Origin of the sequence: Bifidobacterium miconis (assembly GCF_019331735.1) — a bacterium.
GTDB lineage: Bacteria > Actinomycetota > Actinomycetes > Actinomycetales > Bifidobacteriaceae > Bifidobacterium > Bifidobacterium miconis.
The window spans coordinates 87,361-102,488 of record NZ_JAHBBH010000006.1; the positions used below are offsets into that span (position 1 = coordinate 87,361).

At 66.3% G+C, this 15,128-nt stretch carries 11 protein-coding genes; 4 read left to right on the top strand and 7 right to left on the bottom strand.

Features of this window, described 5'->3' with window-relative positions; all coding sequences use genetic code 11:
• Positions 1 to 6 precede the first annotated feature (6 nt).
• From KIH79_RS03585 to KIH79_RS03610, 6 genes are all read right to left on the bottom strand, one after another.
• Positions 7 to 1,179 carry a S66 peptidase family protein gene (locus tag KIH79_RS03585; RefSeq protein WP_219058149.1) on the bottom strand — a complete coding sequence of 391 codons (1,173 nt, stop codon included), beginning with the start codon at positions 1,177 to 1,179 and terminating at the stop codon, positions 7 to 9.
• Positions 1,172 to 2,980, bottom strand: a complete 1,809-nt coding sequence (locus KIH79_RS03590) for an ABC transporter ATP-binding protein (protein ID WP_219058150.1) — start codon at positions 2,978 to 2,980, stop codon at positions 1,172 to 1,174. The genes KIH79_RS03585 and KIH79_RS03590 overlap by 8 nt, the downstream gene beginning before the upstream one ends.
• 3 nt (positions 2,981 to 2,983) lie before the next feature.
• Positions 2,984 to 3,937, bottom strand: coding sequence for an ABC transporter permease (locus KIH79_RS03595; RefSeq protein WP_219058151.1), 954 nt, complete (start codon positions 3,935 to 3,937; stop codon positions 2,984 to 2,986).
• Positions 3,937 to 5,010, bottom strand: a complete 1,074-nt coding sequence (locus KIH79_RS03600) for an ABC transporter permease (protein ID WP_219058152.1) — start codon at positions 5,008 to 5,010, stop codon at positions 3,937 to 3,939. The genes KIH79_RS03595 and KIH79_RS03600 overlap by 1 nt, the downstream gene beginning before the upstream one ends.
• Before the next feature lie 159 nt (positions 5,011 to 5,169).
• Complete coding sequence (locus KIH79_RS03605) at positions 5,170 to 6,984, bottom strand: ABC transporter substrate-binding protein (protein WP_219058153.1); 1,815 nt, start codon at positions 6,982 to 6,984, stop codon at positions 5,170 to 5,172.
• A gap of 245 nt (positions 6,985 to 7,229) precedes the next feature.
• Positions 7,230 to 8,348: a serine hydrolase domain-containing protein gene (locus KIH79_RS03610; RefSeq protein ID WP_219058154.1), complete on the bottom strand. Its 1,119-nt coding sequence runs from the start codon at positions 8,346 to 8,348 to the stop codon at positions 7,230 to 7,232.
• Between the two features lie 252 nt (positions 8,349 to 8,600).
• Between KIH79_RS03610 and KIH79_RS03615 the strand changes: the two genes are divergently transcribed.
• Entirely contained in the window at positions 8,601 to 9,674 is a 1,074-nt protein-coding gene (locus KIH79_RS03615) for an N-acetylglucosamine kinase (protein ID WP_219058155.1), read from the top strand.
• A gap of 6 nt (positions 9,675 to 9,680) precedes the next feature.
• On the opposite strand, the gene KIH79_RS03620 is transcribed toward KIH79_RS03615, so the two are convergent.
• Positions 9,681 to 11,135 (bottom strand): serine hydrolase domain-containing protein, encoded by a 1,455-nt coding sequence (locus KIH79_RS03620; protein ID WP_219058156.1) that lies wholly within the window; start codon positions 11,133 to 11,135, stop codon positions 9,681 to 9,683.
• A 341-nt stretch (positions 11,136 to 11,476) separates the two neighbouring features.
• Here KIH79_RS03620 and KIH79_RS03625 point away from each other — a divergent pair, with 341 nt between their 5' ends.
• From KIH79_RS03625 to KIH79_RS03635, 3 genes are all read left to right on the top strand, one after another.
• Complete coding sequence (locus KIH79_RS03625) at positions 11,477 to 13,009, top strand: ABC transporter substrate-binding protein (protein ID WP_219058157.1); 1,533 nt, start codon at positions 11,477 to 11,479, stop codon at positions 13,007 to 13,009.
• Positions 13,010 to 13,102: 93 nt separating this feature from the next.
• The gene (locus tag KIH79_RS03630; protein ID WP_219058158.1) at positions 13,103 to 14,227 is read left to right on the top strand and encodes an ABC transporter permease; all 1,125 of its coding nucleotides are present in this window, start codon (positions 13,103 to 13,105) and stop codon (positions 14,225 to 14,227) included.
• Entirely contained in the window at positions 14,224 to 15,114 is an 891-nt protein-coding gene (locus tag KIH79_RS03635; RefSeq protein ID WP_219058159.1) for an ABC transporter permease, read from the top strand. The genes KIH79_RS03630 and KIH79_RS03635 overlap by 4 nt, the downstream gene beginning before the upstream one ends.
• Positions 15,115 to 15,128: the final 14 nt, after the last annotated feature.

Consider the following 15,128-nt stretch of genomic DNA (forward strand, 5'->3'; position numbering starts at 1 on the left):
CGTCCGCTAGCCGACGTCGAAGGACGCGTCCGCGCCGTCGCGCCTGATGCGGAGCGTCGCGACAGCGCCGAGCGGCAGCGTGTGCGCGCCCGGTCCGTGGCCGAAGTCGAAGCCGGCGGCGACGGGGATGCCGAGCGGGCCGAGGATGTCGCGCGCGATGTTGGCGATGATCGGCGGCGTGACGGGACGTTGGCCTGCGGCCGTCGGCCCGGCGGTGGACGAAGCGACGGACGAAGAACCGGACGCGACGGTGCCGTCGCAGCCGAGCCACGAGCCGAGCATGATGCCGGTCACGTTCCGGAACCATCCGGCCGCGACCAGCTGCCGCAGCATTTCGTCGATGTGATACGGCTTCTCGTGCACGTCCTCGATGAGCAGGATCGTCGGCTCGCGGAACTTCGGCCCGCGCGGATCGTCCGATGCGAGCGGGCCGCGCACGCCGGCCGATGTGCCGGCCGCGAGCAGGCTCAGGTTGCCGCCGCGCAGCCGTCCGCGCACGCGGATCGTCTCGCGCGGCGCGCTCTGCGCGTTGTCGGCGTCGGTTGCGTCATCCAAGCCGGGCGCGTCAGTCGTGCCGATCGCGTCAGTCGTACCGGATACGGCGGCCGCGGCATCCGCAACGCTCGCCCCGCCGAACGCGAGCCGCTGCGGCTCCCGCGATGCGATCGACGGCAACGCGCGTCCTGCCATCGCGTCGCGCAGCATCGCGGCTGCGGCCGGATCGTCGAGCACCGCGTCGGTCGCGGGCATGGGGGAGAACCACGTGCGCCGGCCCGTGCACTCGAACAGCCAATCGTGCATCGCGGTGATGTCCGACGAGCCGAAGAACGGCTTCGGCCGCGCCGCGCGGATCGCGTCCGCGTCGAGCAGCGGCAGGATGCGCGCCGAGCCGTAGCCGCCCCGCGCGCACATCACCGCGTCGATCCGATCGTCGGTCAGCGCGTCCATCACGTCCGCGGCGCGTTGCGCATCCGTGCCGGCCAAGTACGGCAGGTCGGGATCGACCGCACGCACGTGCGGCATCTCGACCGGTTCGTATCCCCAGCTGCGCAGCATCGCGAGCGCCGCATCCACGTTGGCCGCAACCGGCGGCGAGGCCGGCGCGACCAGCGCGATGCGCGCGCCGGGACGCAACGCTGCCAGATCGCCGGAGCCGGACTCTCCGTCGCGCTCACGCATGGTCGGCGGTCCCGGCAGCGACCTTGGCCGGCGCATCGGCAGCGCCCGGAACGGTGGCCGTCTCCGCGGCCTCCGCCTCTTCGATGCCTTCCTCGGCGATGTGCGACGGCACCACGCTCAGCAGCTTCCTCGTATACGGGTGCTGCGGGTGCAGCAGCACCTGCTCGGCCGGACCGTCCTCGACGATCTTGCCCTGATACATCACGGCCACGCGGTCGGCGATGTTCCACGCCAGACCCAGATCGTGCGTGATGATGAACGAACCCATGCCCAGCTCGTGCTTGAAGCGCAGGAACAGGGCGAGAATGCCGGCTCGCGCGGACGCGTCGAGACTGGCGACCGGTTCGTCGGCGATCAGGTACTTGGGGTGCAGGGCGAGCGCGCCGGCGATGACCACGCGCTGGCGCTGGCCGCCGGACAATTCCTGCGGCAGCACGTCCACGTAGTCGGACGCGGGGGAGAGGCCGGCCTCCTCGAGCGCCTGATAGACGATGTTCTCCTCGTCGTCCATGCGGAAGATGCGCGGCCCCTCCGCGACGAGCTCGTAGACGGTCTGCTTCGGGTTGAGCGCGCCGGACGGGTCCTGCAGCACGAACTGGACGTGTTCGCGGAACTCCTTGAGCTCCTTGTGCCGCGGGAAGATCGCGCCCTCGTACTTCACGTCGCCGCCGGTCGGCTTCTGCAGGCCGAGCAGCGTGCGCGCCATCGTCGACTTGCCGGAGCCGGACTGGCCGACGAGCGCGATGATCTCGTGCGGGTAGACGTCCATGGTCACGTCGTCCACGGCATGCACGACCGACGACTTCGAACCGAAGTCGACGCGCACGTGCTGCATCTGGAAGATCGGCGCGTCCTTCGCGTCACCTTCGGACGTCAATTCGGCGAGCGGCGTGCCGTCGGCCGCCAGCTCGCGCGACGTGCGGCCTTGGTCGCCCGGCGCGTCCGGCGCCGTGTAGTCGGGCAGTTTCAGACGCGACGACCAGTCGCCGATCGTCGGGAACGCGGAGGCGAGCTTCTTCGTGTACGGGTGCTTCGGCCGGGTCATCACGTTCGCGGATTCGCCGGTTTCGACGATCTCGCCGGACTTCATGACCATGATCCGCTCGCAGGTGTCGGCCAGCACCGACAGGTCGTGCGTGATCACGACGAGCGTGAGCCCGTGCTGGGCGACGAGACGCTTGAGCAGGTTCAGGATCTGCGCCTGCACGATCACGTCGAGCGCGGTGGTAGGCTCGTCGGCGATGATGATCTCCGGGTCGCACGCCAGCGCCATGGCGATCATGACGCGCTGGCGCTGGCCGCCGGAGAGCTGGTGCGGATAGGAGTCGCCCTTGGAGACGGGCAGGTCCACGTCGGCCAGCAGCTCGTTGATGCGCTTGGCGCGCGCCGATTCGGACGCGTACTGCGGCTTTTGCTTGACGTGGATGCGCAGCGCCTCGTCGATCTGCTCGCGCACCTTCTGCACGGGGTTGAGCGAGCTCATCGCGCCCTGGAAGACGATGGACTCCTCGGTCCAGCGCAGCGCGCGCAGCTTGCCCCAGCTCAGCTCGTTGACGTCGGTGCCGTTGATGCGGATGGTGCCTTCGACCTTGGCGTTTTTCGGCAGCAGGCGCAGCGAGGCCATCGCCAGCGTGGACTTGCCCGAGCCGGATTCGCCGGCGATGCCGAGCGTGCCGCCCTTGTCGAGCGAGAACGTCACGTCCTTGACGGCCTTGAACGTGCTGCGCTTGCCGTCGCCGAGACGGCGCGTGTACGAGATGGAAACGTGGTCGAACTCCAGGCAGGGAGTGGTGTTGCTCATGTGCTACCTTTCGCGAAGGGTCGGGTTGACCACGGCTTCGAGCGCGCGGCCAACCAGCGTGAACGCAAGGACGACGATGACGATGGCGATGCCCGGCGGGATCACGTACCACCAGTAGCCCGCGGTGGCGGCGCCGGTGTCCATGGCCGATTTGAGGATCGAGCCCCACGAGATGACCATCGGGTCGCCGAGGCCGAGGAAGGCCATCGTGGATTCGGCGATGATCGACGAGCCGACGGCCAGCGTCGTGTTCGACAGCACGATCGGCATGACGGCCGGCAGGACGTGCTTGACGATGATGTGCCAGTCGGACGCGCCGAGCGCCCACGCGCGTTCGATGTACGGGCGCGCCTCGATGGTGAGCGTCTCGCTGCGCACGAGTCGGGCGGTGCCCGCCCAGCTGGTCACGCCGATCGAAATGATGATGGTCAGCAGGCTCGCGCCCACGATCGAGCTGAGCGTGATGGCCAGCACCAGCGACGGGACGACGAGGAAAAAGTCGATGACGCGCATGAGCACGGCCTGCGTGACGCCGTGGAAGTGGCCGGCGGCCATGCCGATGAGCGTGCCGATGACGGTCGACATGATCGTCGCGGTGAAACCGACGGTCAGCGAGGCGCGGGCGCCCCACACGAGCATGCCGAGCAGGGAGCGGCCCGTGTAGTCGGTGCCGAGCAGGGCGTGCGACGACGGCGCTTCGAACGCCTTCGCGGTGACTTTGGTCACGTCGAGCGTGCTTGAGGGAACGAGCACCGGTGCGAGGATCGCGATGGCGATGACGACGAGCAGGACGATGAGCCCGATCAGGCCCGGCGTGTTCGCGGAGAACGCCTTCCAGCCCTGCGCGAGCTGGCGGCGGATGCGGCGGCGGCGGATTTCGGCCGCGCTCGGCTTGGCGCGGCCGGCGGTCGGGGAGGCCGTTGGTGTTGCGGTTGCGTTTGTGGTGTCAGCGGTCATTATTTCCTCAGCCTCGGGTCGATGATGCGGTAGACGATTTCCGCCAGAAAGTTCATGATGATCACGATGCCGGAGAACACGACGAACGTGCCCTGCAGCACGGGAAAGTCCGGCGCGGACAGCGCCTGATAGGTCAGATAGCCGAGGCCCGGCCACGAGAACACGGTTTCGACGGTCACCGCGCCGCCGATCAGGCCGCCGAGCGTCATGAAGATCATCGTGATGGTCGGCAGCAGTGCGTTCGGCACCGCATGACGGCGGCGCACGTCGTCCTCCTTGAGGCCCTTGGCGCGCGCGACGGTCAGGTAGTCGCCGTTCATCTCCTCAAGCAGCGACGAGCGCATGATGACCAGGTACTGCGCGTACGAGACGGCCGTCATCGAAATCACGGGCAGCACGAGATGGCGCACCACGTCGACGACGAGCGCGAGGCCGGCGTACGACGTGCCGGCCGTCATCATGCCGCCGGACGGCAGCAGGTGCAGCGTGCCGCTGAACAGGAAGATGAGCAGCAGGCCGAACCAGAACGTCGGCACCGACCAGAAGATCAGCGCGATGCCCGTGTGCACGCGGTCGAACGTCGTGTTGCGCCGCCATGCGGCGCGCTGTCCCAGCCACAGTCCGATCAGCAGCGACAGCAGCGCGGCGCTGCCGGTGAGCAGGATCGTCGGCCCGACGCGCTCGCCGATCAGCCGTGTGACCGGCTCGTGGTAGACGTACGACGTGCCGAGATCGCCGTGCAGCATGTCGGTCAGGTATTTCCAGAACTGCACGATCAGCGGCTGGTCCAGACCGTACTGGTGTCGGATCGCCTCAAGCTGCGCGGGCGTGACCTGACGTCCGCTGGTGATCGACTTGGCCGGGTCGCCCGGCAGGATCCTGAACGCGAAAAAGCCCAGGACGATGACCATGACCAGACTGCACAGGGCGCCGCCGGCCTTGGTGAGAATGTATTTGCCCCAGCCGGCCGCGCCACCGCGGGCGTCGCGCTCTTCGGCCGCGCGTTCGTCGGCGGACATCGCGTCCGCGGGAGGCGCCGGAACCGCGCCTGATGCGGGAATCGTCTCGCTCATGACCTTCCTTTCCGCCGCCGGCTCGCACCGGAGGCGCTCTGGCCGCACAACCGGCCGTTATGCACGCAATGGCCGGCCCGCCGCCGAACCGTGCTGGTTCGACGACGGGCCGGCCGATCGAGTCGCGCGCGGCGAACCGCGCGTCGCGACCTGCTGCCGTTACTCCTCGTCGTCGGCGTTCGCGTGCTTCTTCTTGGCGAAGAATACGCCGCCAACGATTACGACGACGATTACGATTCCAATTCCGGCCCACACTGCGGGCGAGACGCCCGAAGCGGACGCGGACGAACCGGAGGCGGAGGCGACGGGCTTGGCGCCCATGTAGCCCCAGTAGCCGTTCTGCTGCGTGTAGATGCCGCCGTCGGTGGGCTGCGCGACCCAGCCGGTCACCTTGTCCTTGCGGTAGGCGACAAGCGCCTGCTGGTAGGTGATGACGTCGTTGACGGCCGCGTCGTAGATCATCTGCTGCATCTTCTTGAGGATCTCGGAACGCTTGGTCTGATCCATTTCGACGTGCTGCTGGTCATAGAGCTTGTCGAACTCGGGATCGCACCAGTTGCTTTCGGACAGCTGGCCGGAGCCGTCGGCGTTCGGGCGGGAGGAACAGCGGTTGATGGACATCTGCCAATCCGGGTCGGCGCCGATGCCCCAGCCAGTGAAGTACATGTCGTACTTGGCCACGGAGGAGGCGTCGGAGACCTGCGAGTAGGATTCGGTGATCACCTTGACGTTCAGGCCGACTTCCTTGAGCCACGGCTTGATGTAGGTGGCCATCTGCACCCAGTTCGGGTATTCGGCGCCCACGAGCAGGCGTAGCTCGAGCGGCTTGCCTTCCTTGTCGGTGCGGTAGCCGTCGGAGCCCATCTTGAGACCGGCCTCGTCAAGCAGCTGCTTGGCCTTGTCCGGGTTGTAGGCGAGCGTCAGGTCGGATTCGGAGGCGTCCCAGTGGTAGAGCGGGTAGACGGCCGGCACCTCGCCGGTGGCCTCCTGGCCGTAGCCGCCGAACGCCTTCTCGATCAGCGTCTTGTTGTCGATGGCCATGACGATCGCCTGGCGCACCTTCTTGTCGTGCAGCACGGCGTTGCCGTCGCCCATGTCCTTGCCGTTGATGTCCTTGGCGCCCGGGTTGATGGCCATCGAGTAGTAGCGGCGGTTGTTGGCCGCGTACGTGGTGATGTTCGGGTCGTTCTTCAGCGAGTTGAACTGGGCCGCGGTCAGTCCGCTGACGTAGTCGATCTCGCCGTTCTTGAGCGCCTGCACGGAAGCGTCGGTGTTCTTGTACGGGATGAACAGGATGCGGTCGAAGCCGACCTTGTCGGCGCCGCGCCAGAACTTCTGGTTCTTGACGAGTTCGACGCCGGAGTTCTTGTCGTACGACTTGAGCGTGAACGGGCCGGAGCCGACCACGTCCTTGTCGTTCGCGTACTTGGCCGCGTTCTGCTTCTCCCACACGTGCTTCGGCAGGATCCACACGTTGCCCGGGTTCTGGGCCTGCGGCTCCTTCATGGTGATTTCGAAGGTGTTCTTGTCGGGGGCCTTCACGGAGGCGATGCTCTCCACGTTCGAGCCGAACGCGGTCTGCAGGTCGGGGTTCTTCATGATGGACTCGTACGTCCACAACGCGTCGTCGGCGGTGATGGGCTCGCCGTCCGACCATTCGGCGCCGGACTGCATCGTGTACGTCCACGTCAGCTTGTCGTCGGAGACCTTCCACGACTTGGCGAGGCCCGGCGCGTCCGAGTTGTCCTTCGCCGCGTTCTCGACGAGGCTGTCGTAGACGAGCGTGAGCACGTCGGTGGTGGAGGCCATCGTCGCGTTGAACGGGTTGAACGTGTCGTAGTTCGTGCCGCCGGCCACGCGCAGCGTCGAACCGGAATCCGAGTCGGCCGCGATCGCCGCGCCGGGCGCGACCGCGAACATCGTGGCCACGGCCGCCACGGCCGCGCCGATCTTGGTCAATAACCTGTGCTTCATGATCTTCCCTTCCTCTGCGGATGGTTATGGCCCTCACCATTCACCCGGAGTGTTTCACGGAAGTTCGCCGAATATTATGGTTATATTTCGAGATTCGTCCGGAACGTGGGATCGAAGGCCGGTGCGCGCGGGAACGACGGACTGCGAATACCGTGGCAAAACGGCGGAACGGCAACGATTTGCGTCGTGCGACAGGCTGCTGTGACGCGGAATGCGCCGCGACGGGCGGGCCGTCGCCGTTGCGGTCAGTTGCCGTCGATCATCGCGTACGCTTCCCGGATAATGGAACGGCGCATCGGATACGTCTTCACGCGCAGCCTGCGCGGATGCACGCTGTTCGTCAGGATCACGACGCTCAGCGCGTGGTCCGGATCGACCATGAAGCACGTTCCCGTGTATCCGGTGTGCCCGAACGACTCTGGGCCGGCAAGCTCGGTCATCCACTCGTGATCGGCGATCTGCACGCCCAGCGCCGTGCCGTGCGCCATGCCGGGCAGCAGGCGGGGAATCGGCGTCGTGAGCGCCAGCGTCGCCGCATGCATCGGATCGTCGTCGCGCCCGCGGGCGACACGCAGCCCCTCCGCGAAACGCAGCACGTCGTCCGCGGTCGCGAACAGGCCGGCGTTGCCGACCGCGCCGCCCAGCGCGAAGCTTGTCTCGTCATGCACCTCGCCGTCCAGAATGCGATGCCGCCACACCGCGTCGAACTCGGTCTGCGCGGCCACGCCGTGCGGCAACGGGCCGAATCCGGTGTGCTCCAGCCCCCACGGCGCGCACACGTCACGATGCACCGCGTCGGCGAGCGGCATGCCGGCGAGCTTCTCGGCAAGCAGACCGGCGAAAATCAGCGTGACGTCCGAGTATTCGAACCGTTCGCCGGGGCGCGCCGTCGGCCGGATGCGCCGGAACCGCTCCCAGCGCGCGTCGAGCGGCAGGTCGAGCAGGCCGGAATCGGGGTCGTGCGCGTCGTCCCAGACGGCCGGGAAACCGGCGGTGTGCGACAGCGTCTGCCGGATCGTCGCCTCCGGATTCTCGGGGGAGACGTCGAGCGGTGCGTCGAGCGGAACGTTGTGGTCGTCGCATTCCCTGAGCAGCGTGAGCGCCACGAAGCACTTGGTCAGCGACGCCAGATCGAAGCGCGTGTCCGTGCCGATCGCGTGCGGCGCGCTGCCGCCGTATTGTTTCGCGCTGTAATTGTCGAACGCGGTGAACCCGGCGTCGCGCGCGTAGATCGTCTCGCCGTCGTGTGCAATGCGCACCGCGCATGCGCTCACCGACTCGTGATCGTCGTCCGCCAGTTCGCGGCTCGCGGTCAACGTCTCCAGTATCCGGTCAATGGCCTCCCGGTGGTCTGCAGCTGTCATGGAGTTTCCCTTCGCTGTTCTCGTGGCCGTCGCGTTGCGCGGTTCGTGCGCATCGCGACGGCCGTCTGTCGGCAATCATCGTCGCCGCCGGTTATCCCGACGTAACGAAACGTCGCCGGAAACGTCGCCGGAACGCGCGCCTGATACAACGGGGGCGGTTTTCCGGCGGAACGTGCTTCGATGGCGTGTATGCGGCGGAACCCGTTCTGGCGAACAGGTTTGACGGAATGTGCAGTGGCGTAGGGGGCTGATATGACGAACGTGTTGGACGACGGCGCGGTACATGACGGCGCGATATATGACGGCGCGGTACGTGAAGACGCGGCGCATGATGGCGCGACGGCGGGGGAGCGCCCCGTCCGGCCGCGCGTCGTGGTCGGCATCGACATCGGCGGATCGGGATCGCGGCTGGCCGCGGTGCAGGTCGACGAGAACGCCCCATTGCGACCTGTACTCAGGCCCGTGTTCACCGCGGAAGGCCCACGGGCCGCGGTCGGCGCGGGCGGCGTGCGGATCGCCGACGCGTTGCGCGCGCTGCGCGACGACCTGCGGCGCGCGATGCCCGACGCCGAAGTCGCGGCCGTCGGCGTCGGCATGACCGGACTGGCCACGCTCGCCGACGATCCGCACGGCCTGTGCCGCGAGGTGACGCGTTTGTTCGGCTGCGCGTACGTCGCCGTCGCGGCCGACGCGATCACCGCGCATCTCGGCGCGCTCGCCGGGCGGGCCGGAGCCGTGATCGCCGCCGGGACCGGCGTGATCGGCTTCGGCACCGACCATCGGGACATCTTCGTCCGCGTCGACGGCTGGGGACACCTGCTCGGCGACCACGGCGGCGGCGCATGGATCGGCATGCGCGGCCTGCAAAGCGCGCTCGACGCCTACTGCGGCAGGACCGGCAACCCGTCGCAAGCCCTGCTGGAACGCGCGGTCGCACGGTTCGGCAAGCCGGAAGCCTGGCCGAAGCAGCTGTACACGCGCGACGACCGCGCCGGCGTTCTCGCCTCGTTCACGCCCGACGTCATGGCCTGCGCGGCCGACGGCGATCCCGCGGCGCTCTCCATCGCGCGGCAGGCCGGCGACGAGCTCGCCGCCACCGCCGTCGCGGCGCTCGCCTCCGGCCTGCCCAAACGCGTCGCCTACACCGGCTCCATCCTCGAACGCTGCGAGCTAGTCCGCGCAAGCTTCCTCAACCGCATGCTCGCCCTCGGCCCGGATATCGACGTTCTGCCGGCGCAGGGCGCCCCGCTCGACGGCGCCGTCCGCCTCGCCTCGCTCGCGCTCGCCGGTCGTCTGCGCGAGCGGGCGCCGTACCTGTATCGATAACGGGTGTCACGCGACCTTCGGCGTGACGCGATGGCCGGACGCGACATACCGCCGGCCGTCGGCGGCGCGCACGAACGCGATTTCCGTGGGCGTGCGCTGGTCGGGACGCTGCACCGCGTAGTAGCCCTGCTCGGTCGCGTGCAGCGGGAGCGTGAGCTCGACGCCGTACGGGCCGTCGTCCGGGTCGGGAGCGTAGATGCCGAGCACGCCGGTCGGGCCGCCCTCGCGGTATTCCTGATGCTCCTCGTGCCGTTCGTACACGCCGACGATGTTCGCGATCTCCTCGGCCGTGAGCCGACGGTCGGACAGCGTGATCTCAGGCGGCGCGGCGATGCCGGCACGTCCGGCGATCGCGCGGGCGATGTGCGCGGCCATCTGCGACCCCGCATCCGCGTTGGTGAGCGTGGCGATGACGATGCGCCGGTTCGGGAAGATCACGATGTTCGCGCGCTGGCCTTCGGTGGCGCCGCCGTGGCCGAACGCCGGCTCGTCGCCCCAGTTCGGCAGCTGCCAGCCGAGCGCCCAGCCGATGTTCTCGATGCCCTGATCCTTGAGACTCACCTGCTGCGTGGTCATCCGCTCGACCGAACGCGCGGACAGCACACGCTTGCCGTTCGGCGCGACGCCGCCGTTGAGGAACAGCGTCGCAAAGCCGAGCAGGTCGCCGATCGACGCGGACACCTGACCGCACGGGCCGCTGCTGCGCGGCAGCTGCCAGACGGTCGTCGGCTCGACCGGAGCCGGAAACACCTGCTGGTCGTTCGCGACGGCACGGTAGTGGCCGAGCGCGCTCGAATAGCGCAGCACATCCTCCGGCAGCGTCCACACATGGTCGAAACCGCACGGTTCCGCTAGATACTTGCGCAGCGCGGCGTCCCACGTCATGCCGCGCAGCACCTCGACCACGCGACCGAGCACCACGAACGCGCCGTTCGAATAGCTCAGCGGCCCGCCGAGCGGCGTGCGCGCCGGGAACTTGCCGATATAGTCGACGTACTTGGCGACGCAGTCGTCGCCGCGGCCGAGCGTCGAGGGGAACGCATCGCCCTCGATGCCGTTGATATGGCACATGAGATGGCGGATCGTGCAGCCGTACGTGATCTCCGGCGAGTTGATGATGCGGAAGTCCGGCAACACGTCCTTGACGCGCGTGTCCAGGCTGAGCTTGCCCTCGTCGACGAGCTGCATGGCGAGCGCGGTCGTCCAGATCTTGCTGATCGAGCCGATCTGGAACAGCGTGTCCTGCTGCACAGGATAGCCGGTCGTCTTGTTGACGATGCCCGACCAGACCGTGTCGGCCGCAAGCCTGCCGTCGCTGGCCGCGACGTTGCCGCCGGCCGGCGCGACGACGCCGACCTGCGCGCCCGGCACGCCGTAGTCAGCGAGCGCCTTGTCCAGCAGCTCCTGCAGTTCGGCATGGCCGATCAGCGATGTTTCCTCTCGATGCAACGTATCCGCCACGTTCCCACTCCTTATACATCGGACATTCCGCGTGACGCCGGCGATTCCGGCGTGCGACGCGGCCCATGATACGCACCCATTGTCAACGCGGCCGGTCCGTTTCCGTTACATGCGTCGTGTGCGGGGGCGTGCGTTGCCTGCGTGTAAATGACCGGTGTCTTCACGGTAATTTCTGTCTCCGTTTTCCGTGTGCCGGAAACAAACCCGGTCCGTCGAGGAAACGGAGGGAACACGTTCGGTGAGCATGATGGTCGGCATCCCCGCAATGTACGGATGAAAGAGAGGAAGCCATGTTCGGAGGTTCTCGAATGCGCCGGCTGTGCGCATTGGCGGTTTCTGTGATGTGTTGCGTATCGCTGGGAGCGTGCGGCAACGGAGGCAACAGCGCCAAGGGAGGGGCGAGCAAAACCCTGACCATCGACCAGACGTTCGCGTTGAGCAGCATGGATCCGCAGCGCGCGTTCGAGGCGACCGGATACGAGGTGAACCACAGCGTATACGAGACGGCGCTGACCTACAAGGGCTCCGATCTGACGAAGATCGAACCGTCCGTGACGACGTACAAGATGAACGACGACAACACGGTGCTGACGCTGACGATGAACGGCGAACACAAGTTCTCCGACGGCAAGACGGTGACTGTGGACGACATCGTCTACTCTTACCAGCGTCTGCAGGCCATCAAGGGTAATCCGTCGTACCTGCTTGACGGCATCACCGTCAAGAAGGTCGACGACAAGTCGCTGACCTTGACCGCGAAGTCGTCCATGCCGCAGATGCCGTCCATTCTGGTCGCGCCTCCGCTGTCCATCGTCGAAAAGAGCGTCGTGGAGAAGAACGGCGGCAAGCTCAGCCCCGAAGACGGCGCGGAGAAGTACCTGACCGACAATTCGGTCGGCTCCGGCCCGTACATGTACGACAAGGTCGCCACCGATTCGTCGATCATCCTTAAGCGCAACCCGTATTACACGGGCGACAAGCCGTACTACGACCGCATCGTGCTCAACAACGTCGCCGCGACCTCGCAGAAGATGAACCTGGAAGGCGGCAACGCGGATATCGCCGAAAACATCAGCCAGGACGAATCCTCGAAGATGGACTCCAACTCGTTCGCCAAGGTGTCGGGCATGTCCCTGTCCACTTGGTTCCTGTCGTTCAACACCTATGCCCCGAACGCCGGCATCGCGGCCAACACGGACTTCGTCTCCGCGATGAAGCATGCCATCGACTACGACAAGATCCTTGAACTCATCGGCCCCGACACGCAGCGCCCGGCCGGCCTGATCCCGTTCTCGATTTCGGGCGCCATCAAGTCCGATCCGAACCTGACGTACGATCCCGCCAAGGCGAAGGAATATCTGGCCAAGTCCGGCTATGACGGCTCCGAAGTCAAGCTGATTTACTCGGACGAGACCGCGCACCTGTCCGAAGTGGCCCAGCTGGTCCAGTCCGACGTCAAGAAGGTCGGCATCAACATCAAGCTCGACCCGCAGACTCCGGCCAACCGACTGTCCCAGTCCCGCGAAAACAAGACGCAGATCTCCATTTCGAACTGGGGCGCCGACTACCCTGATCCCGCCAACTACGTGAGCTTCCTGCCCGCCGACCCGGCCAAGGACGGGGAGACGAAGGGCTGGTCGTACGGCAAGAGCGACACGGCGGACGCCATCAAGCCGTACGCCGAAGCCGCCGAAAACGCGAAGGACGAGGACTCCCGCATCAAGGCGTACGAAGACCTCCAGCACAAGCTCGATGAGGTGGGGCCGTACATTCCGCTGTACCAGCCGTCCAGCTTCGTGATGATCAAGTCGTCGCTCAAGAACGTCACCAACAACGGCATCTGGGGCATCGACTACGCGGCGGTCTCCGCCTGAGTCCATGTCATTCAACGTGACTGACTGTCCGGCACGGGGACGTTTCCGTGCCGGACAGTCACGTCGCATATCACGAAAGCACAGGTCATCATCATGACGAACACGGCCGAATCCGCCGAGCCGGCGGCGCAGAGCCCGGAAGACGGCGCCGCGACGGCACGCAAGGCGGGAGCGGACACCGCGCCCAAGCGCCGGCATCCGCTGGCCCGGTACATTATCAGGCGTTTCTTTGTCTGCGTCCTTCTGGTATGGGGCGTGGGCACCATCACCTTCTTCCTGACGAACGTGGTGCCGGCTGACCCCGCCGCGGCGCTCATCAGCGACAAAGTGGCCAAAAGCAATCCCGAAATCGTCGCGGCGATCCGGCACCGCATGGGTTTGGACCAGCCGCTGCGCGTGCGCTATTTCATCTACTTCCGCAACCTGTTGCACGGCGATCTGGGCACGTCGTCGCTGACCACCAATCCGGTATCCCGCGATCTGGCCCGCGCGTTCCCGGCAACGCTGGAACTATCGATCATCGTGTTCGTGCTGACCGTGCTCATCAGCATGTTCCTCGGCCTGCTCGCCGCCATCCACAAGAAAACCCTGCTTGACAAGATCATTCAGGTGTTCAGCCTGTTCAGCATCTCCATGCCGGGATTCTGGGTGGCCATGCTCGCGTTCTACATCTTCTTCTTCCGCCTGCACTGGTTCTCCGGCGGCGGACGGCTCGACTCCTCGCTGGTGCCGCCGCCCACTGTCACCGGCATGTACCTCGTCGACAGTCTGCTCAACGACGATCCGGTCGCATTCACGAACGCGCTGTCGCACATCATGCTGCCCGCCCTGACGCTCACGTTCCTCAATCTCGGTTCGCTGATCCGCTTCTGCCGCCAGTCCGCGATCGAAGCCGAACAGTCCGACTACACGCTCGGCGCAAGGGCCAAGGGCCTGCCGTCACGCACGGTGACGATCCGCTACGTGTTCCGCGGCGCGTCCCTGCCGATCCTCAACATGACCGGCCTAACCTTCGGAGCCCTGCTGTCCGGCGCGGTGCTCACCGAAACCGTGTTCTCCTGGCACGGCATCGGCGAATACGCCTACAACGCGGCAACGTCCCTGGACCTCAACGGCATCATGGGATCCGGCCTGCTGGTAGGCGTCATCTACATTTTCATCAACTTCTTCGTCGACATTCTGTGCGGCATCCTTGATCCGAGAGTGAGGGTCCAATGAGTGAACAGCCTGTATCCGGCCTCATGCCGTTCGCGGGGCTGCGCCGTCGCCTGCGTGACAACGGTTTTCTGAAATCGTTGAGGACCCCGCTCGGCATCATCGGCGTCATCTTCGTGGCGTTCTGGATTCTTATGGCGATATTCGGCCCGCTGGTCGAGCCGTACGATCCGTTGGCGCAGGAATTCGACCGTCTGCAGGCGCCCAACGCCACCAACTGGTTCGGCACCGATCAGGTCGGTCGCGACGTGTTCTCCCGCGTCATCGCCAGTGCCCGGGTCACCATTCCGATCTCCGTGTTCATCGTCGTCGTCTCGGTGTGCGTCGGCTCGTTCATCGGCGCGCTCGCCGGCTATCTGGGCAAGGTGTTCGACGAGATCATCATGCGTCTGACCGACATCATGTTCGCCTTCCCGTCCATCATCCTCGCCATGATCATTTCTGCGACGCTTGGACCTGGACTGAAAAACGCGGTCATCGCGCTGCTGGTCGTCAGCTGGCCGTCCTACGCGAGAATCGTGCGTTCCATGGTCCTGACGCTCAAATCCAGCGAATTCGTGATCGCGGGCCGGCTGATCGGCCGCGGCGTGCTCTCGTCCCTGATCGTCGACGTGCTGCCCAACGTGCTCACGTCCATGCTCGTGCTGCTGTTCACCGATTTCGGCGGAGCCGTGCTGATGCTGTCCAACCTGTCCTTCCTCGGCCTCGGCGTGCTGCCGCCCGACCCGGATTGGGGCACGATGGTGCAGAACGGCATGGGCAACTTCTCCGCATGGTGGGTGGCGCTGTTCCCCGGACTTGCGATCCTCACGCTGGTGATCAGCGTGAACTTCATCGGCGACGCGCTGCAGGACTCCCTCGATCTGCAGAACGTCACCTCCCACGCGTAAAGGACGGCAATCGT

Excerpts from the sequence above, each read along its gene's own strand:
- KIH79_RS03610 (WP_219058154.1), bottom strand. The coding sequence starts at position 8,348 with ATGACAGCTGCAGACCACCGGGAGGCCATTGACCGGATACTGGAGACG.
- KIH79_RS03600 (WP_219058152.1), bottom strand. The coding sequence starts at position 5,010 with ATGAGCGAGACGATTCCCGCATCAGGCGCGGTTCCGGCGCCTCCCGCG.
- KIH79_RS03585 (WP_219058149.1), bottom strand. The coding sequence starts at position 1,179 with ATGCGTGAGCGCGACGGAGAGTCCGGCTCCGGCGATCTGGCAGCGTTG.
- KIH79_RS03630 (WP_219058158.1), top strand. The coding sequence starts at position 13,103 with ATGACGAACACGGCCGAATCCGCCGAGCCGGCGGCGCAGAGCCCGGAA.
- KIH79_RS03635 (WP_219058159.1), top strand. The coding sequence starts at position 14,224 with ATGAGTGAACAGCCTGTATCCGGCCTCATGCCGTTCGCGGGGCTGCGC.
- KIH79_RS03595 (WP_219058151.1), bottom strand. The coding sequence starts at position 3,937 with ATGACCGCTGACACCACAAACGCAACCGCAACACCAACGGCCTCCCCG.
- KIH79_RS03590 (WP_219058150.1), bottom strand. The coding sequence starts at position 2,980 with ATGAGCAACACCACTCCCTGCCTGGAGTTCGACCACGTTTCCATCTCG.
- KIH79_RS03625 (WP_219058157.1), top strand. The coding sequence starts at position 11,477 with ATGTGTTGCGTATCGCTGGGAGCGTGCGGCAACGGAGGCAACAGCGCC.
- KIH79_RS03605 (WP_219058153.1), bottom strand. The coding sequence starts at position 6,984 with ATGAAGCACAGGTTATTGACCAAGATCGGCGCGGCCGTGGCGGCCGTG.
- KIH79_RS03615 (WP_219058155.1), top strand. The coding sequence starts at position 8,601 with ATGACGAACGTGTTGGACGACGGCGCGGTACATGACGGCGCGATATAT.